This window comes from Pelistega indica, assembly GCF_000506865.1.
In the GTDB taxonomy this organism is placed as follows: Bacteria; Pseudomonadota; Gammaproteobacteria; order Burkholderiales; family Burkholderiaceae_B; genus Taylorella; species Taylorella indica.
On sequence record NZ_AYSV01000054.1, the window covers coordinates 1 to 26,055 of the forward strand.

Below are 26,055 nucleotides of genomic sequence, written 5' to 3' on the forward strand. Positions count from 1 at the left end.
TTCTTACTTGTTAGTTTTATGGTGTTTTCTTTTAATAATTCGTACTGATTTCTAACAGCTAAAGACATCTCTAAATAAGGGGGGAGGAAAACCTGCACCCCAGACAAATTGACTCAAGCCAACCGCTGTTTCTGCTGTTGCATAAGCGACATCTAAAGATCCATCGGTTTCGATTAGGGGATAAAAAGTCGTTTTACCACTAATATCGACAACCGCTTTATCAAAAGCTTGAATGAATTCAGTAAAGTCTTGCTCTGCAATGGTTAATCCTGCTGCCATAGCATGACCACCAAATTTATGAATGAGGTTAGGGTGGCGCTTTGATACTAAGTCAAGAGCATCCCTGAGGTGGACATCAGGAACAGAGCGTCCTGAACCACGAATTTCTCCTTCATCACCTGGTGCAAAGGCTAAGGTAGGTTTCCAAAACTTTTCTTTTAAACGTGAAGCAACAATACCGACTACGCCTTGATGCCAGTCGGGATTAAAAATACAAATAGAATGTTTAAGTGTAAAAGAATCACTTTCTATTTCTTCTAATGCCTGCTCGCTCATGTCTTGCTCAATATTACGGCGTGCTTGATTCCATTGATCTAATTCTTTGGCTAGGGATAATGCTTCATCATAGTCTTGGCTAATGAGGCAACGGATACCAATACTCATATCGGCTAAACGGCCAGCGGCATTGATACGTGGCCCAATTTTAAACCCTAAATCCATACTATTTGCTTGGTAAGGATTTGTTGACGCAACATCAAATAAGGCTCGAATACCGTACTGCATTTGACCAGAACGGATTTTGTTTAAGCCTTGTGTCACTAGAATTCGATTGTTTGCATCTAGTTTGACGACATCGGCAACCGTACCCAAAGCGACTAAATCAGCTAATGAATCCAAACGAGGCTCAGAGATAGTCTGAAAATGACCTCGTGAACGTAACTCACTACGTAAAGCGATTAGGGTATAGTAGATAACACCTACACCGGCTAAGTTTTTAGAAGGGAAAGTACATCCTTTTTGATTTGGATTGATAATAGCTAATGCATCGGGGAGAATATCACCAGGTAAATGATGGTCAGTAATGAGGACTTCCATGCCATACTTTTTGGCTTCAGCAACTCCATCGACACTGGCAATACCATTATCGACAGTGATCAAAATATCTGGCTTTGGATCTACTCTCTCCATAATCACATTAATGACAGCGGGTGATAAGCCATAGCCTGTTTCAAAACGATTAGGCACAACAAAATCAACATTGGCGCCCATCATTCGCAATCCGAGTATCCCTACTGCACAAGCTGTTGCACCATCGCAATCATAGTCAGCAACAATTAGGAGGCGTTTACCCGATTGGATAGCATCAGCCAAAATTTTTGCCCCATTCGTTACTTGAGAGAGTAAAGAGGGGGCGATAAGCTGTTGCCAAGATGTTTGCGTCTCAGCAATATCCGATACACCACGAGCAGCCCATAGTTTAGCCATAAAGGGATTTACCCCTTGCTGGATAAGTTTCTCAGCGTAAGAGGTATTAACGGTACGATTGTTTACTTGGACAGAGACCACCATTGCTTCCAGTTGTTTTTGTTATTAAAAATAGATTTCACCCACGAATCAGGTGTTAGGGTAACAATTCTATCAAAACCTATTAGTTGAATTTGCTCTATTTCTTTCTGATGAGAATTTAATTGTTCATCAATGCTAGGTAAGGTGGCTAACCAAGTCCCCCAGTCTTGATGTAAATGAGGTAAATATAATTTATCTATAATCAATGTCTGGGTATTCTGGTGTTTTTCAGTGTTAGACAAAGGCTGCATAAAATGATTCAATTGCGCTCCCCCATAAATCCAAGCATGATTGAGTGGTTTTAATCGCTTTTGTTCTCTAGCTTGGTTGACGGGATGATTAAAAAGAGTCATTTGTACTTCATTTAAGAGTGCACGTAATTCTCTTGGTAGTGATAATTGACGATACCAATCGTTAAGATTACCTGTCGCTAATAAACTAGGGCTTGGTAATGGGTGGTTAAAATCAGCTCCCATATCAATTAAAGCATAGCGATGATTGTGGTCTAGAAAAGTAAAAGGTGTTTGTTCAAAAAGCGATTTAACCGTTTCAAATAATTGCAGGGTCTCACTTTGCTGTGCACCTAGTTCATCATATAGAAACAGACTGGCATTATTTAATCCCATCTCAGCGTGGCTTAGCTCCATTAAATAAATGTTTTCTGATGGATAAGTGTTAAAATGCTGAGAACTATGGTAAGCGTAAAGAATACCTAAGCCTTTGGCACAATACCCATCAAGGTGTTGATAGTGTGCTTTTTGGAGTTGATAGTATTCATAAGGTGTGCAACCGATGGATTCTAAATCAAACCATTGTGTACTGGCAGAATGGGTTTGTAATAGGCGAGTAAAATGCGGGGCTTGTTTAGGTAAATAAGCCTCACTTTCTTTTGCCATTGTCGTGTGGGGTAATGCCCCTAAAATAATTATTTCCATAGCTGAAATTGTACCTGTATTTATTTTAATTAGAAGAATTATTGTGAATTTACCTTATGAAATTTGGATTGGTTCTCGTTATGCTGGATTGACGAGATCCAAAGGAAGAGGGAAAAAGCGGGATCGCTTCGTCTCTTTTGTCGCGGCAAGTTCGATGGCAGGGATTGCCTTGGGTGTCGCTGCATTGATTGTTGTTTTGTCGGTAATGACTGGTTTCCAAGTGCAAGTCCGAGATCGGATGTTATCTGTATTACCTCATATTCAAGTGTATAACCCAGGTGTACCAGCGACAACAGCTATTGAGGATTGGAAAAACCTCAAAGAGCTTACGATGAAAAATCCTGAGGTAGTAGGTGCATCTGCTTTTGTGGCAGCAAGTGCCATGTTAGCACGTCAAGACTCGTTAAAAGGCGTAGAGATTCGAGGTATTTTGCCTGAATCAGAGGGTGATGTATCAGATTTGCCAAAGCAAATGCAACAAGGGGATTTGGCTTCTTTACAACCGGGGTCGTTTAATATGGTGCTAGGGACTAGAGCGGCAGCTCAGTTGGGCGTTGAGCTTGGAGATACCGTGCTAGTGATGTCTCCTCAGGGGTCAATGAATCTAGCGGGATTTTCACCAAGGATGCGGCAATTCACTGTTACAGGTATTTTTGCCTCAGGTCATGCTGAATATGATTCAAATTTAGCCTTTATTGCGGTTAAGGATGCGGCAGTCTTATTTAGAGATTCTGGTATAGCAGGTGCTCGTCTCAAAATTAAAGATATGATTAAAGCACCACAAGTGGCGAATGAATTAACGAACAGTTTGCCACCAGGATATATTTTGAGAGACTGGACGTATGATAATCGCACATGGTTTGCAGCGGTCAAAACAGAAAAACGTATGATGTTTATGATTTTGGCGTTGATTGTAGCTGTGGCGGCATTTAATTTATTATCTTCTTTAGTGATGTCTGTTAAAGATAAACAATCAGATATTGCTATTTTAAGAACATTAGGCGCAAGTCCTAAATCTATTGCGGGTATTTTCTTGGTACAAGGCTCTTTGATTGGTATTTTGGGAACCATCATTGGCGTGGGGTTAGGTTGTCTAATTGCTTATAATATTGATGTGATTGTGCCATTTATTGAAAATCTTCTTGGTACTCATTTTATTGACCCGGGTGTTTATATTATTAATCAATTACCTTCACAAGTAGAGCTTGATGAAGTGGCAACAGTTGGTATTACATCGTTGGTGTTATCGTTATTAGCAACGTTATACCCAAGTTGGCGTGCGTCTCGTTTACAACCTGCGGAGGTTTTACGTCATGACTAATCAAACAGTTTTACAGATTAATGCTGTGACGAAGTCTTATTTCGATGGGACAGAGCATCTTGAAATTTTACGAGGGGTTGATTTATCTGTCTCTCAAGGTGAAATGCTAGCTATTATTGGTGCCTCTGGATCGGGCAAAAGTACCTTATTGCATATAATGGGTTTATTAGATCAGCCAAGCTCTGGGGAGCTTTGGATTGATGGTACAAATGCAGCCAAACTGAATGAAAATCAGCGTAGTAAGTTACGTAATCAAAAACTAGGCTTTGTATATCAATTCCACCATCTACTACCTGAATTTACAGCATTAGATAATGTGGCTATGCCATTGATTATGCGTAGAGTTTCTTATGCTGAGGCGCGTCAGCAGGCAGAAGTAGTATTGGGTAAAGTTGGTTTAGCGGAGCGTATCCATCACCGTCCTGGGGAGTTATCTGGGGGAGAAAGACAACGTGTAGCTTTAGCGAGAGCATTGGTCGCTAACCCTGTGTTGGTGCTAGCAGATGAGCCAACGGGTAATTTGGATACGGAAACAGCGGAGAGTATGTTTAGTTTGCTTAAAGAGGTTAATAAAGAGTTTAATACCGCTTTTATTATTGTGACTCACGATCCCAAACTAGCGGCTTTAGCCGATCGTCAATTGGTGATGGAGAAAGGCGTATTAAGAGGGTAGATAGTCAGTGATTTATGTGGTTGGATAGGTTTTATCAATTATGCTGAAAGCCTGTCCATTGATATTAATCAAGAGAAATTTATTCACACCCTACGGCTAAGTTCAAAAGGTCAGTTTAAAACTGACCTTTTTTATGGAAATTATTTCAAAACTGAAGCAAAAAATAATCACTCGCTACACTTTAGTTAGCTGACGAGTAATTAGATATTTTATGGGTGGGAAGTTATTACTAAAACGCAATACCGCTGAGCGTAATACTTTCACAGGCGTATATTCAGTCGTAAAGAGTTTAACAACTAAGTTTGTACCATGATACAGCGGTCTTGTATTAAGCATATGTTGACGCTCGTATTTGACTAATAAACTTGGAGAAGCAATATCGTGACCTGCTTTGGCTGCCTCGGCAATAAGTCCCCCTAAAATCGTCCCACTTTGTAAGCCTAAGTTATAGCCTTGGGCCGTCACAGGGTGCATACCAACAGCGGCATCACCAATGACAGCACAAGATAAACCATAGAAACGTTGGGCGTGAACACCTACTAAGGGGTAACTGACGATTTTGCCATCTAATGTTATATCGCCTAGCTTATGATTTAGCTGAGCCATAATACTTTGAGCGAGCTCCTCAGGGCTTAAGTCAGTAATCTCATGCGATTTATGAGTATCAATTGTGACTACACAGCTAGAAAGATTTTCTTCCAAAGGTAGGATAGCAAGTGTACGTCCATAGTGGAAGCATTCTGTAGCGGTATGTTCATTAGAAATAGTATGACGCATACGGAAAACATGTACCGTACGACCAAAATCATTCATATCAGCACCAATACCCATTTTACGGCGAGTGTTTGAGAAGCGACTATCTGCAGCAATCACCATGCGTGCACTGATCTTGTCACCATTCTCTAAGGTGACGGTAGCGCCTTGAGTGCTAAGACTCACATCATTTACACCTAAACCATAGCGAATTTGAACATTTTTTTGATCTTTAATGGCTTGATAACTCGCCTCTCTAATTCGATAATTAGGAATAAGAAAACCTAAACCCTCACCAGGAATGCGAGGTTGGCTAACATCAAAATGCAGTTGATAATCTGAATTACCATTGATTACTGTGGCATCTTTTAAAAGGTAAATTTCTTCTACTGGCAGATGATCCCAAATACCCAGCTGCTGCATAATTTGACGAGAAGAATGGGTAATAGCAATCTCTCGACCATCAAACGCGGGTGTGCTTACACTACTTTCAGGCTGTTTCTCTATAACTAAAATAGAAACGGGACTATTGGCTAGCGAACGGCAGAATGCTAAACCAGCTGGCCCTGCACCCACCACAATAATATCAGCGTCAAAAGACATTATGCCTCCCTAATGGGGTTACTAAAAGTACAATATAAATATTTAACAATAGCCTCCATTTTAACAAATTGCAACGATAACCATGCTAATAGATACACATTGCCACTTAGATGCCCCAGAATTTGATAGTGATCGCCTAGACGTTATTCGTGATTGCCAAGTATCAGGCGTTGGTGCTGTAATTATTCCTGCGGTATGGCGTGAAAATTTTGTCACGGTAAAAACATTAGCCCATCAATTTCAAGGAGGCTACTACGCCCTTGGTATTCATCCTATGTATGTACGCTATGCCAAGGATGAGGATTTGCAAATATTGGATCAGACAATTGAAGAGGCTTTACAAGCAGAAGATGAACGTCTGGTGGCGGTAGGAGAGATTGGGTTAGATTATTTTGTACCAGAAATCTCATCAGGATTGGAAAAAGAGCGACAAGAATTTTTTTACCAACAACAAGTAAAGATGGCAAAAAAGTATGATCTTCCTGTGCTATTGCATGTGCGTCGATCTCAGGATCGGGTACTTAAATATTTAAGACAATATGATGTGAGAAAAGGTATTGCTCATGCGTTTAATGGTAGCGAGCAACAGGCAAAAGCCTATATTGAACAGGGTTTTTGTCTTGGGTTTGGAGGAACAGCAACATTTACCCGTGCTTTACAAATTAGACGATTAGCTACTGAATTGCCCATAGATAGCTTAGTATTGGAAACGGATGCACCTGATATTCCACCTGCATGGTTAAGCAAAGATAATCCACGAAATAGTCCAGCTTTTTTACCTCAAATTGCTCAAGTAATAGCGAATTTGAGAGGAATTACACTGGCTGAGCTCTATGAACAAACAGCTATAAATGCCCAAAGAGTATTGCCTCGTCTAAAAAATCATTGTCATATGTAAAGTAGCTTATTACGGTAATATGCCGCTATCTATTTCAGATGCAATAGTAGGGATGAAGTAAGCGATTTAGTTGCTACGTACGGAAAAATCCTATTGGATACTTCTATCCACTTACCCCTATGCTCTTATATAAATTCACCTAAGATAATCAATTGACTATGCGAGTTAAATGGTATAGCCAGAGGGTATTTCTATGCTGTCTTTTTTTGGCTTAGGTGATGATTGATATGCTGAGTCTATTTCTGGCGGGAATGATTCTTGGTTTTTTTGCCGTACAACGCTTAACAAGCTTACCTACAACCATGACTCTTTTGTTTGGATTGTTGAGTTTAGCTGTCATATCTTATGGTTTGTATTTTGACACTATCAATAAGTATTTTTTAGAAAAAAATCCGTTAATCCCAAAAATAAGAGAGGTTAGAGAATATTGCTGCACTCACCAAGGATTAGCCACTAGATTTCCCTTGTTAAATAGTTTTTTTAGCTTCTTATTGGGGGTGAGTGTGGCAGTTTGTTATGTGCTTTTGCTAGCATATCCTCGCTTATATAACCAACTTAGTGACAACTATGATAATAAAGTCACTACGTTAGATCTCTGTGTAGTGAGTCTAGCTACCTATAGGGATGATTCAATAGAGTTTGATGCTGAATTACTATCGCCGATAAAGGGTATTCCTTCTACTATTAGAGTGCTGTGGAATCTATCCTCTACGTTTGATTTGTATCAATCGAAAAAGGTAGCTACGAAGCCGACATTAAGACCGGGCGACTGTTGGAGAATGAGTTTACGACTTAGAAAGCCAAATACCTTGATGAACACAGGAGTGTTTGATAATGAGACCTACCTTTTTCAAGAAAATATTCGAGCATTGGGAACGGTGAAGCAGACGCCTGAAAAATTAGCGATTCAACAGCTAGGGTTTAATACGTATATTCAGGCTGTCCGAGATAGGGTTAGAGAGCGTATGCAAGCCTATTTACAAGGTAAGCGATATGCAGGTGTGATTCAAGCCTTGGTGATAGGAGACCAACAAGGTATTGCACAAGCGGATTGGCAGCTATTTAACCGTACTGGAATGACTCATTTGGTGTCTATTAGTGGCTCTCATATTACGATGGTTTCTAGTCTTGCCGTAGCGGTGAGTTTAGTCTGTTTCAAAAGAATACGGTATAAGCGAAAACTACTTGCTGATTATGTCGCCCTTAAGTCTTTTGCCTTAGGAATAGGTGTTATTGTTGCTTTATTGTATTGTTTATTAGCAGGCTGGGGGATTCCTGCTCAACGTACTTTTTTGATGTTATTAATTTTTTTATATAGTGGAGTTAAGTAAACGAAAATTTAGTTCGATTTTTTTATTATTGTTAGCAGCGGTAATTGTGTTATTGCTTGATCCTTGGGCAATATTAACTACTGGCTTTTATCTGTCATTTGGGGCGGTGGTTATCTTATCTATCATGGTAAACAAACTTAAACAAACACATCACAAGAAAAATACTCGAGTCAGTCAAGTTTGTTTTTTTATCAAGGAATGGTTGCTGTTGCAAGGTATCATAACCATAGGAATGATGCCTTTTTTAATCCAGTTTTTTCATCAGGTATCTTTAATTTCTCCTATCGTCAATAGCTATGCCATTTTAGTAGTAGGGTATTTAATTACGCCATTAGCGTTGTTGTTAGGTATATTCAGCGTATTAAATCCATGGCAAACACTTAATCAGTGGGTCGCTGATACCTGTCATCAACTATTGGAATGGGTGATGCAATTAAGTAGTTACCTAAGTGAATTTACTTGGGCAGTTATTGATGTGGGGGAATTACCTGAGTGGATTAACGTGTTAAGCGGGATTGCTTTATTGATTTACTTGATGCCCAAGGGTATTCCTTATGCGCGATTAGCACCGATTTATTTTATGCCGAGTTTTTTATTTTCTCCACACAGCTTACAAGAGGGTGAGTGGCATATTCGAGCGTTAGATATTGGCCAAGGGGGAGCCATATTGATTCAGACCAAACATCATACGATGTTGTTTGATACTGGTTTGCGAAGCTCACCTCATTATGAGTCAGGAACAAGGGTGTTAATTCCTTTTCTTAGGGCTCAGCATATACGTTCGTTGGATGCGGTGGTTATATCGCATGCTGATTTAGATCATAGTGGTGGCTTATCAAGTTTAGTGGAAACTATTTGGTTAGAAAAGGTATTTGCCTCTTTTCAAGTTAATCGTTTTATTGATGAAGAGGAGAGCCGCTTGGGAAAAATCATTAGTAGCAAAAACCCACAATTAATGTATCAGCAATGTAAAGAGGGAGTGGAGTTTGAGTGGGATCAGGTAAGGTTTCGTTTTTTAAATAAAGCTGAGCAAGCTACTATTCCTATTAAGTCTAAAAATTATCAAAGCTGTATTTTATCTATTGAAGGGAAGTATGATCGTGCGCTATTGACGGGCGATATGCTACAAGAGCAAGAGCGTATGAGAAATTGGCAACATTACACCTTGGTGCAAGTGCCACATCATGGCTCCAAAAGCTCATCAAGTGAACACTTTATTCAACAAACAGCAGCGAAGTATGCTTTTGTGCAAACGGGTTTTTACAATAGTTACCATCATCCCCATCCTATTATTGCGAAAAGATGGATTGCTCATGGTAGTCAATTTTTAAATACAGCCTTAACAGGAGAGATATTATTTGCATCCACTTATTTAGGTTTTCATGTCAGTCAATGGAGACAGCAACAACGACGATATTGGCATCGATAAATACTGACATTGTGGTATAGTGAATAAAAACTATGGGAGTAAAAAATGAGCGCTTCTCAACAAGAACCCCGTCTGAAATTTGTGACATGTGCTAATCCTCAAGGTTTTCACCGTATGGCCTATTGGGAATGGGGTGATCCACACAATAAAAAAGTATTAATTTGTGTGCATGGACTTACACGAACAGGGCGTGACTTTGATGAAGTAGCACGTCGGATGAGTACGACGCATAGGGTGATATGTCCTGATGTGGTGGGACGTGGGGCATCAGACTTCCATATCAATCCAGATTATTATGCCGTGCCTTTTTATGTGGCTGATATGTTAACCTTGATTGTCCATTTAAGCGCTGAGCATATCGATTGGCTAGGTACATCCATGGGAGGGCTAATTGGACTTGGGCTAATGGGGGCTCGTTCACAGTTACAGATGAGTTTAGGGCATAATCAGTTTTTGCCTCCCCAGACACAACTACCAATTAAACATTTTATTCTTAATGATGTAGGACCTCGTCTTGAAATACAAGCACTTGATTGTATAGGTGACTATATTGGTAAAAAAGTTACGTTTGATACCTTAGAAGAGGCGGCACAAACATTAAAAGTAGTATCGGCTTCTTTTGGACCTATGTCTGATGAACATTGGTTGGCGTTTGCTCGAGCAGGTCTTAAACAAGAAGGTACTCAATGGGTGACACAATACGATTTAAAATTGGCAGATTCATTTAAAATAGCTAATTCTAGTACGTATCTTGAGGTCAGTGAAAATCTACTTTGGGCATGCTATACAGCTATTGATTGTCCTATTCTGATTATTCATGGCGAACAGTCAGATTTATTGAGTGCACAAACGGTGGAGCAAATGCTCGCTTTTAATGCAAGGGCGACGGCTAAGCATATTCCACTGACAGGGCATGCACCGGCATTATTAGAGACTGAACAAGTTGATATGGTTCAGGATTTTTTATTGGATAAGTGATATGGAGTATTCAGGTATAGATTTACATTGCCATTCTACGGTTTCTGATGGTGTTCTTACTCCCACACAGCTTGCTCAGAGAGCTTATGAAAATGGAGCAACATTGTGGAGTTTGACTGACCATGATGAAGTAGGTGGTCAAGCAGAAGCACGACAAGCTGCATTAGCGTTGGGCATGAACTATATCACGGGAATAGAAATTTCAGTGACTTGGCTCAATAAAACCGTGCATATTGTGGGACTTCATTTTGACCCAGAAAATATGGCATTACGTAATGGTCTACAAAAAATACGTGATGACCGAGTGAGTCGTGCGCATGTTATGGCAGCTAGATTAGAAGATTTTGGGGTAAAAAATGCGTTCGAGGGGGCACTTGCTTTAGCGGGAAATCCTGATCTATTAAGTAGGACGCATTTTGCACGTTATATGGTTGAACAAGGTCATTGTAAGCATATGCAAGAAGTATTTGACCGTTATTTAGGTGATGGAAAACCTGCTTATATACCAGGTGCATGGGCAACATTATTGGAAGCGGTTACATGGATTACAGAAGCAGGTGGGACGGCAGTTATCGCACATCCCGGACGTTATAAATATTCTAGTAGTGAGTTTTCTACGTTATTCCATAGCTTTAAACTGATGGGAGGCACGGCAATTGAGGTAGTGACTGGTTCACATAAACCTGAGCAATATCATCAATATGCTAATGTGGCAAAACATTATGGCTTTTTTGCTTCTTGTGGATCGGATTTTCATGGACCAAATGAAAGCAAGATGGATGTAGGTAAAGTTCCTGAATTACCCTTAGGGCTGACCCCTGTGTGGGAACAATGGCTAGATGATTAGCATATGATAAGAAATAGTAGATAGAGCACTTAATAAGAAGATATGAATAAAGCGTTTGTAAAAGAAACTGAACAAGAAAATGATGACCCACAGGAAGCCTTAATTCCTAAAGGGTTAAAAAATTATATGACGTTGCAGGGCTATCAGGTATTGAGAAAAGAGCTAGAGCATTTAGTTAAAGTAGAAAGACCTGATGTGGTATCGGTGGTAGCATGGGCAGCGTCCAATGGTGATCGCTCTGAAAATGGGGATTATTTATATGGTAAAAAACGATTAAGGGAAATTGATCGACGTATTCGTTTTTTAACTAAGCGTTTGGAAATTGCTGAGGTCATTAATCCCGCTACACAACCCAATAAGGATCAAGTCTTTTTTGGTGCTACTGTTATTTATGAGAATCAAGACGGCGAAGAGGTACGAGTTACGATAGTCGGTATTGATGAAGCAGACCCTTTAAATGGGAAAATCAGCTGGATATCACCAGTAGCAAAAGCATTATTAAAGGCACGAGAGGGGGATAGTGTGCATTTAATGACCCCAGCAGGTAAGCAGGAATTAATCGTATTAGAAATTATTTATCCTGACGAATAAATCACTATTTACCTAGTACCAACGGTGAATATTGCTGTTATTTAAGAGCATAATGCATGTGTTTGAGTAAGAACACAACTTATTTTTCAACGTGTTCTAAGGTGTATAACGCATGCGCATCTTCAGCGAGATGTTCTTTAAGATACGGCAATATTTGCTCTAAAGCAGGGTATAGGGTGTAGGGGGGATTAATAACAAACATCCCGCTACCATGCATGCCATAGCCATCTTTACTCGGTTTTTTAATTGTCAATGATGCATTAATCCATTCAATATTGGGTAATTTTTGCAGATGCTGCACCATATCATAGACTTCTTTGCGTTGAACGAGTGGATACCAGATAAGGTAACATCCAGTCTGAAAACGTTCTAAGCCTTCTTTCATCGCCTTGATGACATGGCGATAATCATGCTTATCTTCATAAGAAGGATCTATCAGAGTAATAGCACGGCGAGTAGGTGGAGGAAGTTGAGATTTTAAGTACTCAAATCCATTTTTTTCAAAAATACTGACCTGTCGACGAATTTGTGCATCTTGTTGTTGAATATTATCCGTTAGGATTTCTACTTCACTAGGATGTAGCTCAAATAGACGCAACTTATCTTTATCACGCATATACTCTAGTGCGATCCAAGGAGAACCGGGGTAGAATTGAAGGTCTTCACCAAGGTTTAACTCCTTGATATATTGCACATAAGTCGCCAAATCTTCTGGTAAGTCAGTACGTCCAAATAAACGACTGATGCCCGTTTCAAATTCGGCATTTTTCTCAGCCCATTTATCAGCCAAATCATAAATACCAGCCCCTGCATGAGTATCAATCACCCAGTAGGGAGTTGGTTTACGATTAAAGTAATCTAATGTATGAATTAAAACGGTATGTTTTAACACATCGGCATGATTACCTGCATGAAAAGCGTGACGATAACTAAACAATATAACCTCGAAAAATTAACAAGTGAACAAGATAGTATTTTAGAGTAATAGCAACGACTAAGCCATAGAGGCAGGTACACGCTCTAATTCATCGGTAAAAATAGCGTCACATCCCCAAGCTAGCAATTGTTTAGCTCGTTGATAATCATTGACTGTCCATGCACAAATACGGTAGCCATCTTTGTGAATTGTTTTAATTATTTTTTCAGTTAAGGTGCTTTCACGAGGATTCACGGCAACACAATCTAATTTTTTTAGAATCTGTTTAGCATTATCATCATATTGTTCACATAGATAAGCTCTAGGCAGTTCAGGAGCTGCTTTGTAGGCAGCTTCTAGTGCTTCAGCTGAGAAAGACGATAGTAAAGGTAGGATTTCGGCATTTTTAAACCAAGAAGAAACAGCCTCTGCCACTAGTTTACCTGTGATTTTTTCACGACCGGGGCATGGTTTGATTTCAACATTACAAATAATATTATTTTCTTGTGTAAAACGGATAATACTTTCTAATTTAGGAATGGGTTCACCCGTATAAAAGGCAGAATGCCACTGACCCATATCAAACGCTAGTAATTCAGCATATGTTTTTTTAGCCGCTAATCCTTTGCCATTTGATGTACGTTTGATATCGTCATCATGTAAAAGAATTAATACATTATCTTTGCTCAGTTTTGCATCAAACTCCACCATATCAAAGCCATAATTTAAACCACAGCGCATAGCGGCAAGTGTATTTTCTGGTGCAAAATGACCACCACCACGGTGAGCAATAAGACGAGGATAAGCCCAAGTTGTAGACATAATAATCCTTTAAAAACAAAGATAGATAAACATGCAAGTGAACCAAATACTACGACCCAGTTTATTTAATAGGGTATCGCATGGTTCCTAGTACGCGTATTGTAAAGCATGCTCTGCAAATATGGCATATTTTTAGGGAATATTTTTTTAATATTCTGTTAGAATAGATGGTTACTTATCGATATGAATAGAAAAGTAATCTAGTTTATGTCATTGTCTGGCTACTGATTGGCTAGTAGTAATGATGTAATCAATAAACAATTATGCAATCTAGAACGAAGAGAAAATAATATGTTAGAGTTTTTTCGCCGCCATTCACGTCTAGTGATGATACTCTTGTTTGTCCTTGTGGTACCATCCTTTGTCTTTTTTGGTGTGGCTGATTACCAAAGTTTTAATACGAATGAAGTTCCACTGGTAAACGTGAATAAACAAAAAATCACCCAACAGGATTTTAACCGGTCATGGACACAGCGATTAAATGAATTACGCGAAAGTCAGGGTCAAGCATTTGACGTTAGTAAAACTGACACACCAGAGGCACGTGAACAATGGTTAAATGCCTTGACTGATCGTATGGTCGTTGAACAAACAGCAGTAAATGATAAATTCTCTGCGCCTGCTTCGTTAGTCCGTTTGCAAATTAGTCAATTGCCTCAAGCACAAGAAAATGGCAAGTTTTCTATGGAAGCCTATAATCGCTTTTTAACTAGCGTGGGTATGACAGCAGAACAATACGAGGCATATGTGAGAAATTATGAGTCTTTAGGGTTGGTAGTTAATCCTATCGCAGACAATGTGATTTTACCAGCTGCCACATTAGGTGCTATTGAGAAATCAATGACAGAAGAGCGTTTAGTGCGTTTCCGCTTTATTAGTGCAGAGCAATTTGTTAAAGATGTTACGCTATCTGATGATGAGTTAAAGCAATGGTATGAGCAGCATAATAAGGCATTTGAGATTCCAGATTATGTAAATCTTGACTATGTTTTATTAAATCAAGACGCAGCGGTAGCACAAGTACAGACTCCTGCTGAGGCAGAGCTAGAAACATACTACAAAAACAATCTTGCACGCTTTTCAACTGTGGAGCGTCGCCATTTAAAACATATTCAAGTGGCTGATTTAGCTAAGGCGCAAGAGATTGTTGCCAAAGCAAAACAAGATCCTGCTCAATTTGATGCCTTAGCCAAAGAATTTTCTCTAGATGCGGGTACTAAGAATTCAGGTGGTGATTTAGGTATGATTCGTCGAGGCGAAATACCAGAACTAGATACAACAGTATTTGCATTGGCACAACCGGGTATCTCTGAACCAGTGAAAATGGGAAATGATTACCATGTTTTTCAAGTAGTGACTATTGAGGCAGGAACGGTTAAATCTTTTGCTGAAGTAAAAGATGAGGTAACTAAAGAAGTTCGCCTACAATTAGCTTCTGATAAGTTTGCCCATTTAGCCACTGAATTGACTCGCTTAGTTCAAGAACAACGTGATTCTTTAGCACCTGTGGTTGATCAATTAGGGTTAAAAGTACAGGAAGTTGCTGGAATTAGCCGTACAGGTCTGTTAAGCAAGGAAGAGGTTGGTGATAAAGCGGTTGCTGGTACAGAGCTAGCGAAAATTTTCGATACACCACGCGTGCGTGAGGTAGCTTTTTCTGCTGATGTGTATAACCAACAGCTTAATTCTGGAGTGATTGAGCTATCACCATCAGAGTTTTTAGTTGTGAGAGTTAAAGATAAAGTAGCTAAACACATTCCTACGTTGGATCAGATCAAAGGACTAGCAGAAAGCAGACTCAAAACAGAAAAAGCGTCAGCTCTAGCTCAGAAAGACGGTGATAGTGTATTGGCTCAAGCACAGCTAAATGCTACGACAGATGGTTTTGAGCCTGCCGTACCAGTTAGCCGTATTGCTACCAATTTACCAGATAATGTATTAACTAAAGTAATGGATGCGCCTAGCGATAAATTACCGTTCTATGTGGGTTTATCAGTAGATAATGGCTATTTATTGGCTCGGATTGAGTCAGTCACACCAGAAAAACCAGAATTAAAAAATCTATTCCAACAATTTAAATCTCGTTTGGCGAGTATTGTTGGTGTAGAAGCAAGTAAAGCTTATACCCATAATTTACGTGCCAAAAACAAAGTAGAGTTTTTGCCAGCGGCTAAAGAAGCTATTGCTGGAGAGCAAAAACAATAAGGTGAATGTGTAGACGTTGAAACGACACTACATCAATATAATTTACCTAAGCCCATCAAAGAATTTCTTGATGGGCTTTTTTGATAACTATAGTGACTGGTATGAAAAAAGAATAGTCTGGGAGTCTAGAAGCCTATAGTTGTTTTATAGAGGTTGAGCAGACTGAAAAACGCTTTTCCTTTCTTTGATAGTTATCGTTTTAAAAGAGTATTCAAAAAAATTAAGTCTCTTATCTAATGTGTAAATAGATTTACACCACTTAATCATCAGTAAGTAATATCTGAAAAAGATTAATTTATATTTTCAAAAGTAATATAAAAACAATAAAACATTATTATTTGAATTAAGAAAAAGGCGTTATACTGCTACTCAAGGATTAAATCTATTGGCTATAAGCGTTCATGTTTTAGTCAAAATTATTATAAATAGTGTGTTACGCTACCGTCGTGGCAGTAGTTATCTATGTAGTCTCTGCTCAAGCACTGAAGCGTTTAAAACACATAGCGTTAAAAAGGATTAGAGAAATGTCTAAATGGTTTGAAAATAATGCTCAGTCTATTGGCCGTACACCGCTTATTAAACTTAACCGAATTGGTGACGGTGTTAAAGCCACTATCTTGGTGAAGATTGAAGGACGTAATCCAGCCTACTCTGTTAAAGACCGTATCGGTGCTGCGTTGGTTAATGATGCGGAAGAAAAAGGTATTCTTGGTCCGGGTAAAGAGATTGTGGAGGCAACTAGTGGTAATACAGGTATTGCACTTTCTTATGTAGCGGCGGCAAAAGGGTATCCAATTACGATTGTAATGCCTGATACGATGAGTTTAGAGCGTCGTAAGCTAGTGGTTGCTCTAGGTGCCAAACTTGTCCTTACTGAAGGTGCCAAAGGGATGAAAGGCGCTATTGCTAAAGCAGAAGAAATTGTGGCAACTGATCCTTCTAAATATGTATTACTTCAACAATTTAAAAATCCAGCTAACCCTGCTATTCATGAGCAAACAACAGGACCGGAAATTTGGGAAGATACTGATGGAAAAGTCGATATTTTTGTCTCGGGTGTGGGAACTGGAGGTACATTAACAGGTGTCTCACGTTTCATTAAGAATACGAAAGGTAAAGCTATTCAGACGGTTGCTGTTGAGCCAAGTGCTAGCCCTGTAATTACTCAATTTCTTAATAAAGAAGAATTAAAACCTTCTCCCAATAAAATCCAAGGATTGGGTGCAGGCTTTATTCCTGATACCTTAGATGTCTCATTGATTGATAGTGTAGAGCAAGTGTCTAACGAAGAAGCTATCCAATATGCCTTACGTTTAAGCCGTGAAGAGGGCATTTTGTCAGGGATTTCAAGTGGAGCAGCAGTAGCAGCGGCTATTCATGTTGCTTCTAAACCAGAGAATGAAGGCAAATTAATTGTCGCTATATTGCCAGATTCGGGAGAGCGTTATTTGAGCTCTACATTATTTGACCAGCTTTTCGATGAGAAAGGATTGCCGATAGCGTAAATAATGGTATACTAGGCACTTAATCAAGTTAAAGCATTTCAAAGGCAAACCTGTTAATTTATGTTAACAGGTTTGTTTTAGTTTTTATAAGGCTTTACAATCATGTCAGCTATTCTTAGTCAATTATTAGCTGACTATTTTTGTATTGATAAACTATTTGTGACTTTTTTTACTGAGCAAGACCAGACGGGTGATGGCCAATCGCTAGGCATAGCCATTCATGGTGATTGGACTATTCATAATTATGCGGAAATCAAACAGGCTTTAAATACGTTTAAAGCTCGTGGACAGTCATATATTTTGCACTTAGAGGATGTTAAGACGCTAGATACCGCTGGTGTATTGTTATTGGCGGACGCTTTTGGATTGGGTAGTTTAGAAAAAGCGTTATCTTCAGATAATTTACCCACAGAAAGAAAAGCGATGGTAGACGCTATCGTCAGTGCTATTCCCCATGAGGATGCATTAAAATCACCGCCCAAACCTTTTTTTCTTACGGCTTTTTTTGAAAATCTAGGTATTCAGGTTGTTGATCTTTGGGAAGAGTTTCTGCATTGGGTGGGTTTTTTAGGCCTAGTCATTGTTGCCTTTTTCCGTGTGTTGATCAATCCTGCTAGATGGCGTCTTACTTCATTGGTTGCAAATATAGATAGCAGTGGTTTTAAAGCGGTTCCTATTGTTATGCTACTATGCTTTATGGTGGGTGCTGTAGTGGCTTTTCTAGGGGCAACTGTACTAGAAAATTTTGGTGCACAGGTATTTACCGTGCATTTAGTGACTTTTTCTTTTTTGAGAGAGTTTGCAATTATCTTAACCTCTATTCTTATTGCCGGCCGTACCGCGAGTGCCTATACCGCACAATTAGGCTCAATGAAAGTGAATGAAGAAATTGATGCTTTGCGTGCTTCAGGTATTGACCCTCTAGAGGTTTTGGTCGTTCCAAGGATACTAGCCTTAGTCATTGTGATGCCAATTTTGACCTTTTTAGGTATGATGGCAGGGATTTTTGGGGGCATGATTGTCGCGAAATTCTCAATGGATATTTCTCCTTTATTGTTTATTGATATCTTAAAGAATAATGTCGATGTTAGGCATTTTTTTGTTGGTCTTGTCAAAGCACCTATTTTTGCTGTGGTAATTGCCATCACTGGGTGTATTGAGGGATTTAAGGTTTCTGGTAGTGCGGAGTCAGTTGGCGAACATACGACGAGTAGTGTTGTTAAATGTATTTTCTTAGTGATTCTATTGGATGCGTTATTTGCTGTTTACTTTATGGAGGCAGGATGGTAGACGATAATTTATCGAATCATTCAACTCAAGGAGTAGATTCATCGCAAGAGGTAGAGACACCGACAACGATTGAATCATCTACTCAGCAACACGCGCAACAGAATATTGCTAGTTCGTCTGCAAATGGCACACCTGTGATAAAGGTTCGAGGACTAGATAATGCGTTTGGTGATTATTATGTACACAAAGGCTTAGATTTAGATGTGTATTCAGGTGATATTTTAGGCATTGTTGGTGGCTCTGGTACAGGTAAATCGGTTTTATTGAGAAGTATTGTGGGACTACGTCCACCTACTGCAGGTAGTGTAGAAATTTTGGGTAAATCGATTGATGCTTTATCGGATAAAGAGCGTGCTGTATTAGGGAGAAATCTGGGAGTTCTCTTTCAGGCAGGTGCATTGTATTCGTCTTTGACAGTACAAGAAAATATTGCTTTTCCGTTGATTGAGCAATTAGGTTTAGCTAGAAAAGATGCTGAGCATATCGCTATGTTGAAAATTCTATTAGTTGGCTTACCTACTAATGCAGCACTTAAATATCCAGCAGAGTTATCTGGAGGGATGGTTAAGCGTGCATCATTAGCAAGGGCATTAGCTTGGACCCTAAAATCTTATTTTTAGATGAACCTACGGCAGGGCTGGATCCTATCGGTGCCGCGGCATTTGATCAGTTAATGTTGACGTTAAGAGATGCCTTAGGCTTGACGATGTTTTTAATTACGCATGATTTGGATACCTTGTATACCGCATGCAATAGGGTAGCTGTACTTTCTGAAAAAAAAGTATTAATAAACGATACGATTGAAAATATTGTAAAAGTTGATAATGAATGGATTCAGGCATATTTTAATGGTCCACGAGGAAGAGCCGCCTATACGGCTCATGAACAACTAGGAGTTAAATAAAATGGAGCCTAAAGCTAGGCATATACTTATCGGTTTGTTTACGTCAATCATGATTTTGGCTGCCGTGGCCTTTGCTTTTTTTCTGACTCAGAACAAAGGTCAGGAAAAGTATTTTTATAAAGTTCTCTTCCAAGAAAATGTCACTGGACTTTCCAGAGGGAGTGCGGTTCTTTATAGTGGTATTAATGTAGGTGAAGTTGTCCGTTTAACGTTAAATAAGAAAGATCCTCGTCACGTAGATGCCATCATTTCTGTGGATAAAGATATTGTGGATATCCGTGAGGGTGTCAGAGCTAGATTACAGTTAATGGGAGTAACAGGACAAGCGGTCATTTCGTTAAAAGGCGGAAACCCAAATTCACCACAATTACCAAAAATCACTGAATTACCTCCTGAGGATGATGATGATACGTCAATTGCAGAGATGATTAGTCGAAAAGGAAGTGAAATTTTTTCCAGTTTACAAGGAGGGAATGTAGCTAAAATCGAGTTACCTGTTATTCCTAGTGATACTTCTCCATTAAGTGCCTTGTTAGAAGATGGTCAGAATGCAATGGCTAACTTGACAGAGATTAGTTTAAATTTAAAAACACTTTTTTCTGATAAGAATATGAAGCATGCTGGTAATATCTTAGCGCATATCGATGGTCTTACAGGTACTGTAGCGGGTGAAGAAGAAACGATTAAAGAAGTTATTAAAGGTGCGAATAAAACAATTGCTGAGTTTAATAAAACATTGGCTAGTTTTGAGCGTTTAGCTAATAACACCGATAAGATGTTGACTTCTGAGGGTAAAAAAGCGTTAAGTAATGCTTCTCAAGCGATGATTAGCTTGTCGGACTCAACAAAAAAAATACAAGGTGTTATTACACAAAATCAGGGTAATTTGAACCAAGGTTTACAAGGATTTAAAGAGCTTACTCCCGCTATTATTGAGTTTAAACGTGCATTTGGTTCTTTACAAAAAATTTTACAGAATATGGAAGATAACCCTGGTGGATATTTTATTGATGGCAATGCCATGAAGGAGTTTAGACCATGAGTATTAAGCGATTAGCGGTGATGTCGAGTATAAGTTTATTACTTGGGGCCTGTGGTATTTTACCGAGTAACCCTGCTTTGCAAACGTATCAGTTACCTGCGGGGAGTACTCCTATACAAGTAAGCATGTCATCTAAAAGCTTGTCGATTCCAGAGCCTTATGCCAATCGTGTGATTAATCATCAACGAGTTGCTGTGGTATTGGATAGCCTTGAGGTGCAAGCCTATGAGGGGATTCGTTGGGAAGATACTGCTCCTAAAGTATTCAGGGATCGATTAGTTGAGGATTTTCGTCGTGCTAATGCGTATAAAACAGTACTGATTAATGATGAACAAGTCACCGTAGATCGTTCTTTACGCTTGGATATGCAGGCCTTTCAATTACAATACAAAGAGAAAAAGCCTTATGTTGTAATCGCTGTAGGGGTAACATTGATTAATCGCTTATCTGGTGCCGTATTAGCGGCAAAAACATTCCATATTGAACGAGAAGTGCCTAATGTCAATGTTGATACGATAATGCCAACATTTGCACAAGCAGTAGATCAAATAAATGCTGATATTATTAGCTGGACCCGTCAGAACGATAGATAATGAAGATAGTATTACAAAAAGTGGCACAAGCATCTGTTAGCGTCAATCGAGAAGTAGTCGGTGAGATTAAAGAAGGCTTGTTGCTACTTGTTGGTATCAGTCCTGAGGACACACAATCGGATATCGATTATATCGCCCGAAAAGTGACTCAAATGCGTGTTTTTGAAGATGAAACGGGGGTTATGAATCTATCTGTTTTGGATAAGAAGGCAGAGATTCTTTGCGTGAGTCAATTCACGTTATTAGCGTCTACCAAAAAAGGAAATCGTCCTTCATATAGTCAAGCGGCAAGACCAGAAATAGCATTACCACTGTTTAATCAACTGGTGGAAACATTTTCTGTTATATTACAAAAACCGATATCAACAGGTGTTTTTGGGGCACATATGCAAGTGAGCCTTATTAATGACGGTCCAGTAACCATACTCTTGGATAGTAAACAAGTATAAGTGGCTACTGTTTACGAGGAAAAAAACTATGTCAATGAGTGAATGCTTATTACAAATAGATCATTTATCTCGCATTGATAGTCAAACTGGACGTGTATTTTTTAAAGATTTTTCCTGTACGGTTCATGCTGGGGACAAAATATTAGTAGATGGTGTATCAGGTTCGGGTAAATCCGTTTTTTTAAGAGCCCTTGCTTTATTGGATCCTATTGAACAGGGCAAAATTTATTTAGAAAATACGCTAATTACGCCTAAGAACGCCTCTTTTTATCGTAGTCAAGTGTTGTATATATCACAAATGCCTGTGGTTGAGGGAGAAACTGTACGCGATATGTTGGAACTACCTTGGGGACTATCCATTAGGAAAAAGAGCACGTTCCCTGAAAAAAATCTGCAAACTTATCTACAAGCCTTACAAAAAACGCCTGATTTTTTAACGCAATCGACAAAGTTATTATCAGGCGGTGAAAAACAATTATGTCAGCTGTTAAGAGCCTTATTAATTAATCCTAAAATATTATTGCTTGATGAGCCAACGTCTGCACTGGATGCAGAAAAAGTGACATTAGTAGAAGCCTTATTAGAGCAATGGTTAAGTATGAATGAACAGCCTAAAGCGTGGTTTTGGATTAGTCATGATAATGCTCAAAAAGCGAGAGTAGCTGAACGACGATTATTGGTTCATGACCAACGAATAGAAGAGGTAGGGCGTGATGAATTATCATGAGATTGGCTTAACAGAAATATTTTTAGCGGCTTGTTTAGTATTTGTTAATGGGCTGATTTCCTTTGTCTTAAATTTGGGCTTAGGTAAATCATTATTGATTGCCAGTATTCGTACTATCGTTCAGTTAAGCTTAATTGGAATTATCCTTAAATGGATTTTTTCGATGAATGAGTTTTGGGTTGTGTTGCTATGGGTAACGTTGATGATGGTGATTGCGGCTCAAGCCGCCAAAAATCGGCTTTCATGGTCTTATACAGGTATTTTTTATGATACGTTTATATCTGTTTTTGTCCCAGCTTGGTTTGTGGTCATTGTCGGAATTGAGTTAATTTTAAATATACAACCTTGGTATAGCCCACAATATTTAATTCCGATGGCAGGTATGATTATTGGAAATATTCTTACCGCTATTTCTCTTGTGCTGAATAATTTATTGTCGCAATTGACCTCGCAAAGGGAAAGGGTAGATAGCCTATTAGCACTTGGTGCAACCCCTTGGGAGGCTTTTCGAGAGCAAGCTGCACAGGCAGTTAAAACCGGCATGATGCCAACGATTAATAGTATGACGGTTGTTGGGTTAGTGAGTTTACCAGGTATGATGACGGGACAAGTGTTAGCCGGCCAAGATCCAGAGCAAGCCATACGATACCAAATTGTGATTATGTTTTTCTTGGCGGTAGGAACAGGTTTATCCTGTGTGCTGCTAGTGTATATGGTATTTAAACGGCTTTTTGATGCGAATGGTACTTTCTTGTTCAATCGCTTAATCATGACGAATAAGAAGAGAAAATGAAACAGTATTTACACATAGAAGGACAAGAACAACCACTCTTATGGCAATCTGAGCATCAAGCCAAATTGCCTAAACAGTGTGTATGTGTGGATGATTCATTGACGGCAGAAAAAGCACTTAACTTTGCTCGTAATGGTACGGCGATGTTGTGGCAGGGTGATTATCACAATGCCAAACAGTTATTAAGCGCAATGGCTAGGCATATTGATAAAAAGAAAAAGAAAAAAACTGCGTTTTCTACAGGAGCAGGAATAAGTGTAGGTAATGCTCATGATCGTACTCCATCAGAGATTAAGTCTGTAGATTCTACACGGCAACAATCACATTTGCTTAGGGAGCAATTCAATCTATATCGCTTAAGACAAGCCCAAAAAGCACAAATTCTCAGTATGTTATTGGTGAGAGTTAACTATGTGAATACGCATTTCATGATACCGTTAAGACGTAGCCCTGAAATTGATTTGGCTATTAAACAGGTGTGTTCTTGGCAAGAAGATTTTGTGATTTCTCTTAGAGAGTTGCTAGGTATCATTGGTGCCTATGAGTGGAGAAAAAAGGGCGTAGATATAGCTGCGCTAGGTCAAGACGCTAAAATTTATCCTTTTTATGGTGTGTTTTCTCCTATCAGGGGAGAGTATTTAGCATTAGTTGCCCAAGCACCATTACCATCACAAACCAATATAGCGATTGAAATTGGCTGTGGTACAGGTGTCTTAGCCGCTATAGTCGCCAAAAGAGGGTTTAGCAAAGTCGTTGTCACTGATATTTCTAAGCGTGCTATTGAGTGTGCAACATATAATCTACAACAACTCGGCTTAAATCACTGTGTTGAGGTACGTCAACACGCCTTTTTCCCACCAGAATCGGCTGATTTAATTATCTGTAATCCGCCTTGGTTGCCGGCCAAAGCCAGTACTAGTCTGGAAGCTGCTGTGTATGATCCTGATAGTCAAATGTTAAAAGGCTATTTATCGGATCTTGTTAAACATTTAAATCCAGATGGGGAAGGGTGGTTAATTATGTCTAATTTAGCAGAGTTACTTGGGCTAAGAGGCGAGACGCAATTAGAGGACTGGATTAGCACAGCAGGTTTAAGAGTCAAAGCCAAATATGATACGCAGGCACAGCACAAAAAAGCACGTGATGGGCAAGATATATTAGCAGAAGCAAGACAACAAGAAGTCACCTCGTTGTGGGTATTAGTAAAAGCGTAATTTTTAATAAAAAATGTGCCATTACTTAGTATTGAGCAGTCATGACTTTACATTTAACACGTCCAGTGTCAATACTAAGTAAGGCTAAATACGAGTCTAATGAAACTGGTTGACCTTAAAAACTATTGGCAACTAAACGTCATAAAATAAGCATCATCAGGTGAGCCTGAACCAGTAGGAGATAATTGTTGCACATTAGCGACTTGTTGTGGCGAGCATAATTGTTGCGCAGATGCCATACAACCTTCCCAGTTAGGGGCACTGTTAGCATTAGCAGAGCATTTTAGCCCGTAACTATTTCGATTGCTTAGGTCTATATTCCCAGTGGTAGAACAAGCAGCTAATAACGCAGTCAAAGAAATAATAATGAGTTTTTTCATTTTTAATCAATCGATAAAAAAATAAGACAAAGAAGAAATAAAACAAAGTATTTTAAACATCAAAAAGTGGCATCAATCTCTAGCTATATGACTAATTTACTGAGTAACACTTTGTCTGGTTAATGATATTTTCTCATAAACCGTCGCCAAAATGTTTGATACTTAAAAGATTATATTGTTTATCTTGTGTCATTACCCTAACTTTTGATAGATTAGTAGTATTTTATAGCACGAAAGCATGCTTAGTACTGTAAATTTGCTAGTTAATTTACTTTTGATGGCGCTATCCTATCAAAAGAAATCATAACACTCACAATGGCACAACGATGTTGGGTAGTGATAGATATTAGTATGAAAAAAATAACAATTGAAAGTGAGCAAAACAAGTAGGATAAATAGCTCAAAAATTACAACAAAATGTTACTGGCAAATAATAGTATGCTTACTTACTAATATTAATTTATAGCTATTTATAAACACGGGCATCATTCAAGGGGCTAAACCCCAATCCTTGAGTTTATCCTAATCTTACACTCATTAAAGGCATTTTTAGAGGAATAGGAGAGGAATAATTATATTTTTTCTATTGTAGAGACATACAAATCTCTTAATAGTACCCAACTACTTAGAGGTTAAAGACTAAAACATAATAGCGAGAATTTCCTATATAAATGTAATAGTCTGTAGCTTTTATCATGATTCGGGTGTTCACAAAAAAGATCGTATTTGTTAGCATTATAGTAAGATACTAATTAATTCATTACTTTTATTAAAGGGAGTTTAGTATGAAAAAAGTTTTATTGACAGCATTAATGGCGTTATCTGCTACAACAGCATTTGCAGAGAGCGAGGTTGACAATCGTCCTGCTCGTCAAAAAGCTCAGGATATGTATGTAGAGCCTACACTACGTATGAAGCAAACAACAACAACATCAAATGCAGGCACAGGCGAAGTAATCCGTGTCGAAGAAAATACAAAAGTTATTAATCATGCAGGCGATGTGGTAGGTGGAACAGGTACTACAACACCGGAGGTAGCACCTCAGGCACAGCCTACTCAAGGAACAATGCCTGCACCAGCTGTTCAGCCACAACCTGAACAAGTAAAACCTGCTGTTGAGCCTATGAAAAAAGAAATTACTGATAAAAGCCGTGTTATTCAATAAATGATTACGAAGGTTTAGAGTTTAGGGTTTAAAAATTAGGGGGATTTCCCCAATTGATAAAACCTATCGTTATAGCGTCTAATGCCACAAGAAATAATTCTTGTGGCATTTTTCTTGATTAATA

The 26,055-nt window shown here is 38.9% G+C and carries 23 protein-coding genes and 2 pseudogenes; 19 read left to right on the forward strand and 6 right to left on the reverse strand.

Annotated elements, in window-relative coordinates; genetic code table 11:
• Positions 1-1,566: pseudogene (gene recJ, locus V757_RS18380) on the reverse strand (single-stranded-DNA-specific exonuclease RecJ); the annotation flags it as partial.
• Positions 1,548-2,501, reverse strand: a complete 954-nt coding sequence (locus tag V757_RS18385) for a hypothetical protein (protein WP_147628842.1) — start codon at positions 2,499-2,501, stop codon at positions 1,548-1,550. The pseudogene recJ and the gene V757_RS18385, both read right to left, overlap by 19 nt.
• Before the next feature lie 40 nt (positions 2,502-2,541).
• Between V757_RS18385 and V757_RS18390 the strand changes: the two genes are divergently transcribed.
• On the forward strand, positions 2,542-3,822 hold the full coding sequence (locus V757_RS18390; RefSeq protein WP_031274224.1) for a lipoprotein-releasing ABC transporter permease subunit: 1,281 nt from the start codon (positions 2,542-2,544) through the stop codon (positions 3,820-3,822).
• A complete protein-coding gene (gene lolD, locus V757_RS18395) occupies positions 3,815-4,495 on the forward strand; it encodes a lipoprotein-releasing ABC transporter ATP-binding protein LolD (RefSeq protein ID WP_023949943.1) in 681 nt (226 codons plus the stop codon). The genes V757_RS18390 and lolD overlap by 8 nt, the downstream gene beginning before the upstream one ends.
• 174 nt (positions 4,496-4,669) lie before the next feature.
• Here lolD and ubiM read toward each other — a convergent pair whose 3' ends face one another.
• Complete coding sequence (ubiM, locus tag V757_RS18400; RefSeq protein ID WP_023949944.1) at positions 4,670-5,851, reverse strand: 5-demethoxyubiquinol-8 5-hydroxylase UbiM; 1,182 nt, start codon at positions 5,849-5,851, stop codon at positions 4,670-4,672.
• A gap of 82 nt (positions 5,852-5,933) precedes the next feature.
• Between ubiM and V757_RS18405 the strand changes: the two genes are divergently transcribed.
• The 6 genes from V757_RS18405 to greB all read left to right on the forward strand — a co-directional run bounded on the left by V757_RS18405 (position 5,934) and on the right by greB (position 11,925).
• Positions 5,934-6,749: a TatD family hydrolase gene (locus V757_RS18405; protein WP_023949945.1), complete on the forward strand. Its 816-nt coding sequence runs from the start codon at positions 5,934-5,936 to the stop codon at positions 6,747-6,749.
• Positions 6,750-6,976: 227 nt separating this feature from the next.
• Positions 6,977-8,080 carry a ComEC/Rec2 family competence protein gene (locus tag V757_RS29575; protein ID WP_162146563.1) on the forward strand — a complete coding sequence of 368 codons (1,104 nt, stop codon included), beginning with the start codon at positions 6,977-6,979 and terminating at the stop codon, positions 8,078-8,080.
• Positions 8,067-9,509, forward strand: coding sequence for a DNA internalization-related competence protein ComEC/Rec2 (locus V757_RS29580; protein ID WP_052019250.1), 1,443 nt, complete (start codon positions 8,067-8,069; stop codon positions 9,507-9,509). The genes V757_RS29575 and V757_RS29580 overlap by 14 nt, the downstream gene beginning before the upstream one ends.
• A 45-nt stretch (positions 9,510-9,554) precedes the next feature.
• Entirely contained in the window at positions 9,555-10,487 is a 933-nt protein-coding gene (locus V757_RS18415) for an alpha/beta fold hydrolase (protein ID WP_023949946.1), read from the forward strand.
• 1 nt (position 10,488) lies between these two features.
• Complete coding sequence (locus V757_RS18420; protein ID WP_023949947.1) at positions 10,489-11,334, forward strand: 3',5'-nucleoside bisphosphate phosphatase; 846 nt, start codon at positions 10,489-10,491, stop codon at positions 11,332-11,334.
• A gap of 42 nt (positions 11,335-11,376) precedes the next feature.
• Positions 11,377-11,925 carry a transcription elongation factor GreB gene (gene greB / locus V757_RS18425; RefSeq protein WP_023949948.1) on the forward strand — a complete coding sequence of 183 codons (549 nt, stop codon included), beginning with the start codon at positions 11,377-11,379 and terminating at the stop codon, positions 11,923-11,925.
• 79 nt (positions 11,926-12,004) lie between these two features.
• On the opposite strand, the gene V757_RS18430 is transcribed toward greB, so the two are convergent.
• Together V757_RS18430 and ugpQ are read right to left on the reverse strand one after the other, a co-directional pair.
• Positions 12,005-12,862 (reverse strand): 23S rRNA (adenine(2030)-N(6))-methyltransferase RlmJ, encoded by an 858-nt coding sequence (locus V757_RS18430; protein ID WP_023949949.1) that lies wholly within the window; start codon positions 12,860-12,862, stop codon positions 12,005-12,007.
• A gap of 57 nt (positions 12,863-12,919) precedes the next feature.
• Entirely contained in the window at positions 12,920-13,663 is a 744-nt protein-coding gene (gene ugpQ, locus V757_RS18435) for a glycerophosphodiester phosphodiesterase (protein WP_023949951.1), read from the reverse strand.
• Positions 13,664-13,954: 291 nt separating this feature from the next.
• Here ugpQ and V757_RS18440 point away from each other — a divergent pair, with 291 nt between their 5' ends.
• The 10 genes and pseudogenes from V757_RS18440 (at position 13,955) to V757_RS18480 (ending at position 24,385) form a co-directional block, all read left to right on the forward strand.
• The gene (locus V757_RS18440) at positions 13,955-15,868 is read left to right on the forward strand and encodes a SurA N-terminal domain-containing protein (RefSeq protein ID WP_023949953.1); all 1,914 of its coding nucleotides are present in this window, start codon (positions 13,955-13,957) and stop codon (positions 15,866-15,868) included.
• Positions 15,869-16,392: 524 nt separating this feature from the next.
• On the forward strand, positions 16,393-17,373 hold the full coding sequence (gene cysK, locus V757_RS18445; RefSeq protein ID WP_023949955.1) for a cysteine synthase A: 981 nt from the start codon (positions 16,393-16,395) through the stop codon (positions 17,371-17,373).
• A gap of 102 nt (positions 17,374-17,475) precedes the next feature.
• Complete coding sequence (locus tag V757_RS18450; protein WP_023949957.1) at positions 17,476-18,663, forward strand: MlaE family ABC transporter permease; 1,188 nt, start codon at positions 17,476-17,478, stop codon at positions 18,661-18,663.
• Positions 18,664-18,767: 104 nt separating this feature from the next.
• Positions 18,768-19,567: pseudogene (locus tag V757_RS18455) on the forward strand (ABC transporter ATP-binding protein).
• Position 19,568: 1 nt separating this feature from the next.
• Positions 19,569-20,609: an MlaD family protein gene (locus V757_RS27435; protein ID WP_023949959.1), complete on the forward strand. Its 1,041-nt coding sequence runs from the start codon at positions 19,569-19,571 to the stop codon at positions 20,607-20,609.
• The gene (locus V757_RS18460; RefSeq protein ID WP_023949961.1) at positions 20,606-21,202 is read left to right on the forward strand and encodes an ABC-type transport auxiliary lipoprotein family protein; all 597 of its coding nucleotides are present in this window, start codon (positions 20,606-20,608) and stop codon (positions 21,200-21,202) included. The genes V757_RS27435 and V757_RS18460 overlap by 4 nt, the downstream gene beginning before the upstream one ends.
• The gene (gene dtd, locus V757_RS18465; RefSeq protein ID WP_023949963.1) at positions 21,202-21,651 is read left to right on the forward strand and encodes a D-aminoacyl-tRNA deacylase; all 450 of its coding nucleotides are present in this window, start codon (positions 21,202-21,204) and stop codon (positions 21,649-21,651) included. Before V757_RS18460 ends, dtd begins: the two co-directional genes overlap by 1 nt.
• Positions 21,652-21,679: 28 nt before the next feature.
• Positions 21,680-22,378, forward strand: coding sequence for an ABC transporter ATP-binding protein (locus V757_RS18470; protein WP_023949965.1), 699 nt, complete (start codon positions 21,680-21,682; stop codon positions 22,376-22,378).
• Positions 22,365-23,171 carry an ABC transporter permease gene (locus V757_RS18475; protein ID WP_023949967.1) on the forward strand — a complete coding sequence of 269 codons (807 nt, stop codon included), beginning with the start codon at positions 22,365-22,367 and terminating at the stop codon, positions 23,169-23,171. The genes V757_RS18470 and V757_RS18475 overlap by 14 nt, the downstream gene beginning before the upstream one ends.
• Positions 23,168-24,385 (forward strand): methyltransferase, encoded by a 1,218-nt coding sequence (locus V757_RS18480; protein ID WP_023949969.1) that lies wholly within the window; start codon positions 23,168-23,170, stop codon positions 24,383-24,385. The genes V757_RS18475 and V757_RS18480 overlap by 4 nt, the downstream gene beginning before the upstream one ends.
• 122 nt (positions 24,386-24,507) lie before the next feature.
• Here V757_RS18480 and V757_RS18485 read toward each other — a convergent pair whose 3' ends face one another.
• Complete coding sequence (locus V757_RS18485; protein WP_023949971.1) at positions 24,508-24,765, reverse strand: hypothetical protein; 258 nt, start codon at positions 24,763-24,765, stop codon at positions 24,508-24,510.
• Between the two features lie 785 nt (positions 24,766-25,550).
• Here V757_RS18485 and V757_RS18490 point away from each other — a divergent pair.
• Entirely contained in the window at positions 25,551-25,931 is a 381-nt protein-coding gene (locus V757_RS18490) for a hypothetical protein (protein WP_023949973.1), read from the forward strand.
• The last annotated feature ends 124 nt before the right edge of the window (positions 25,932-26,055 follow it).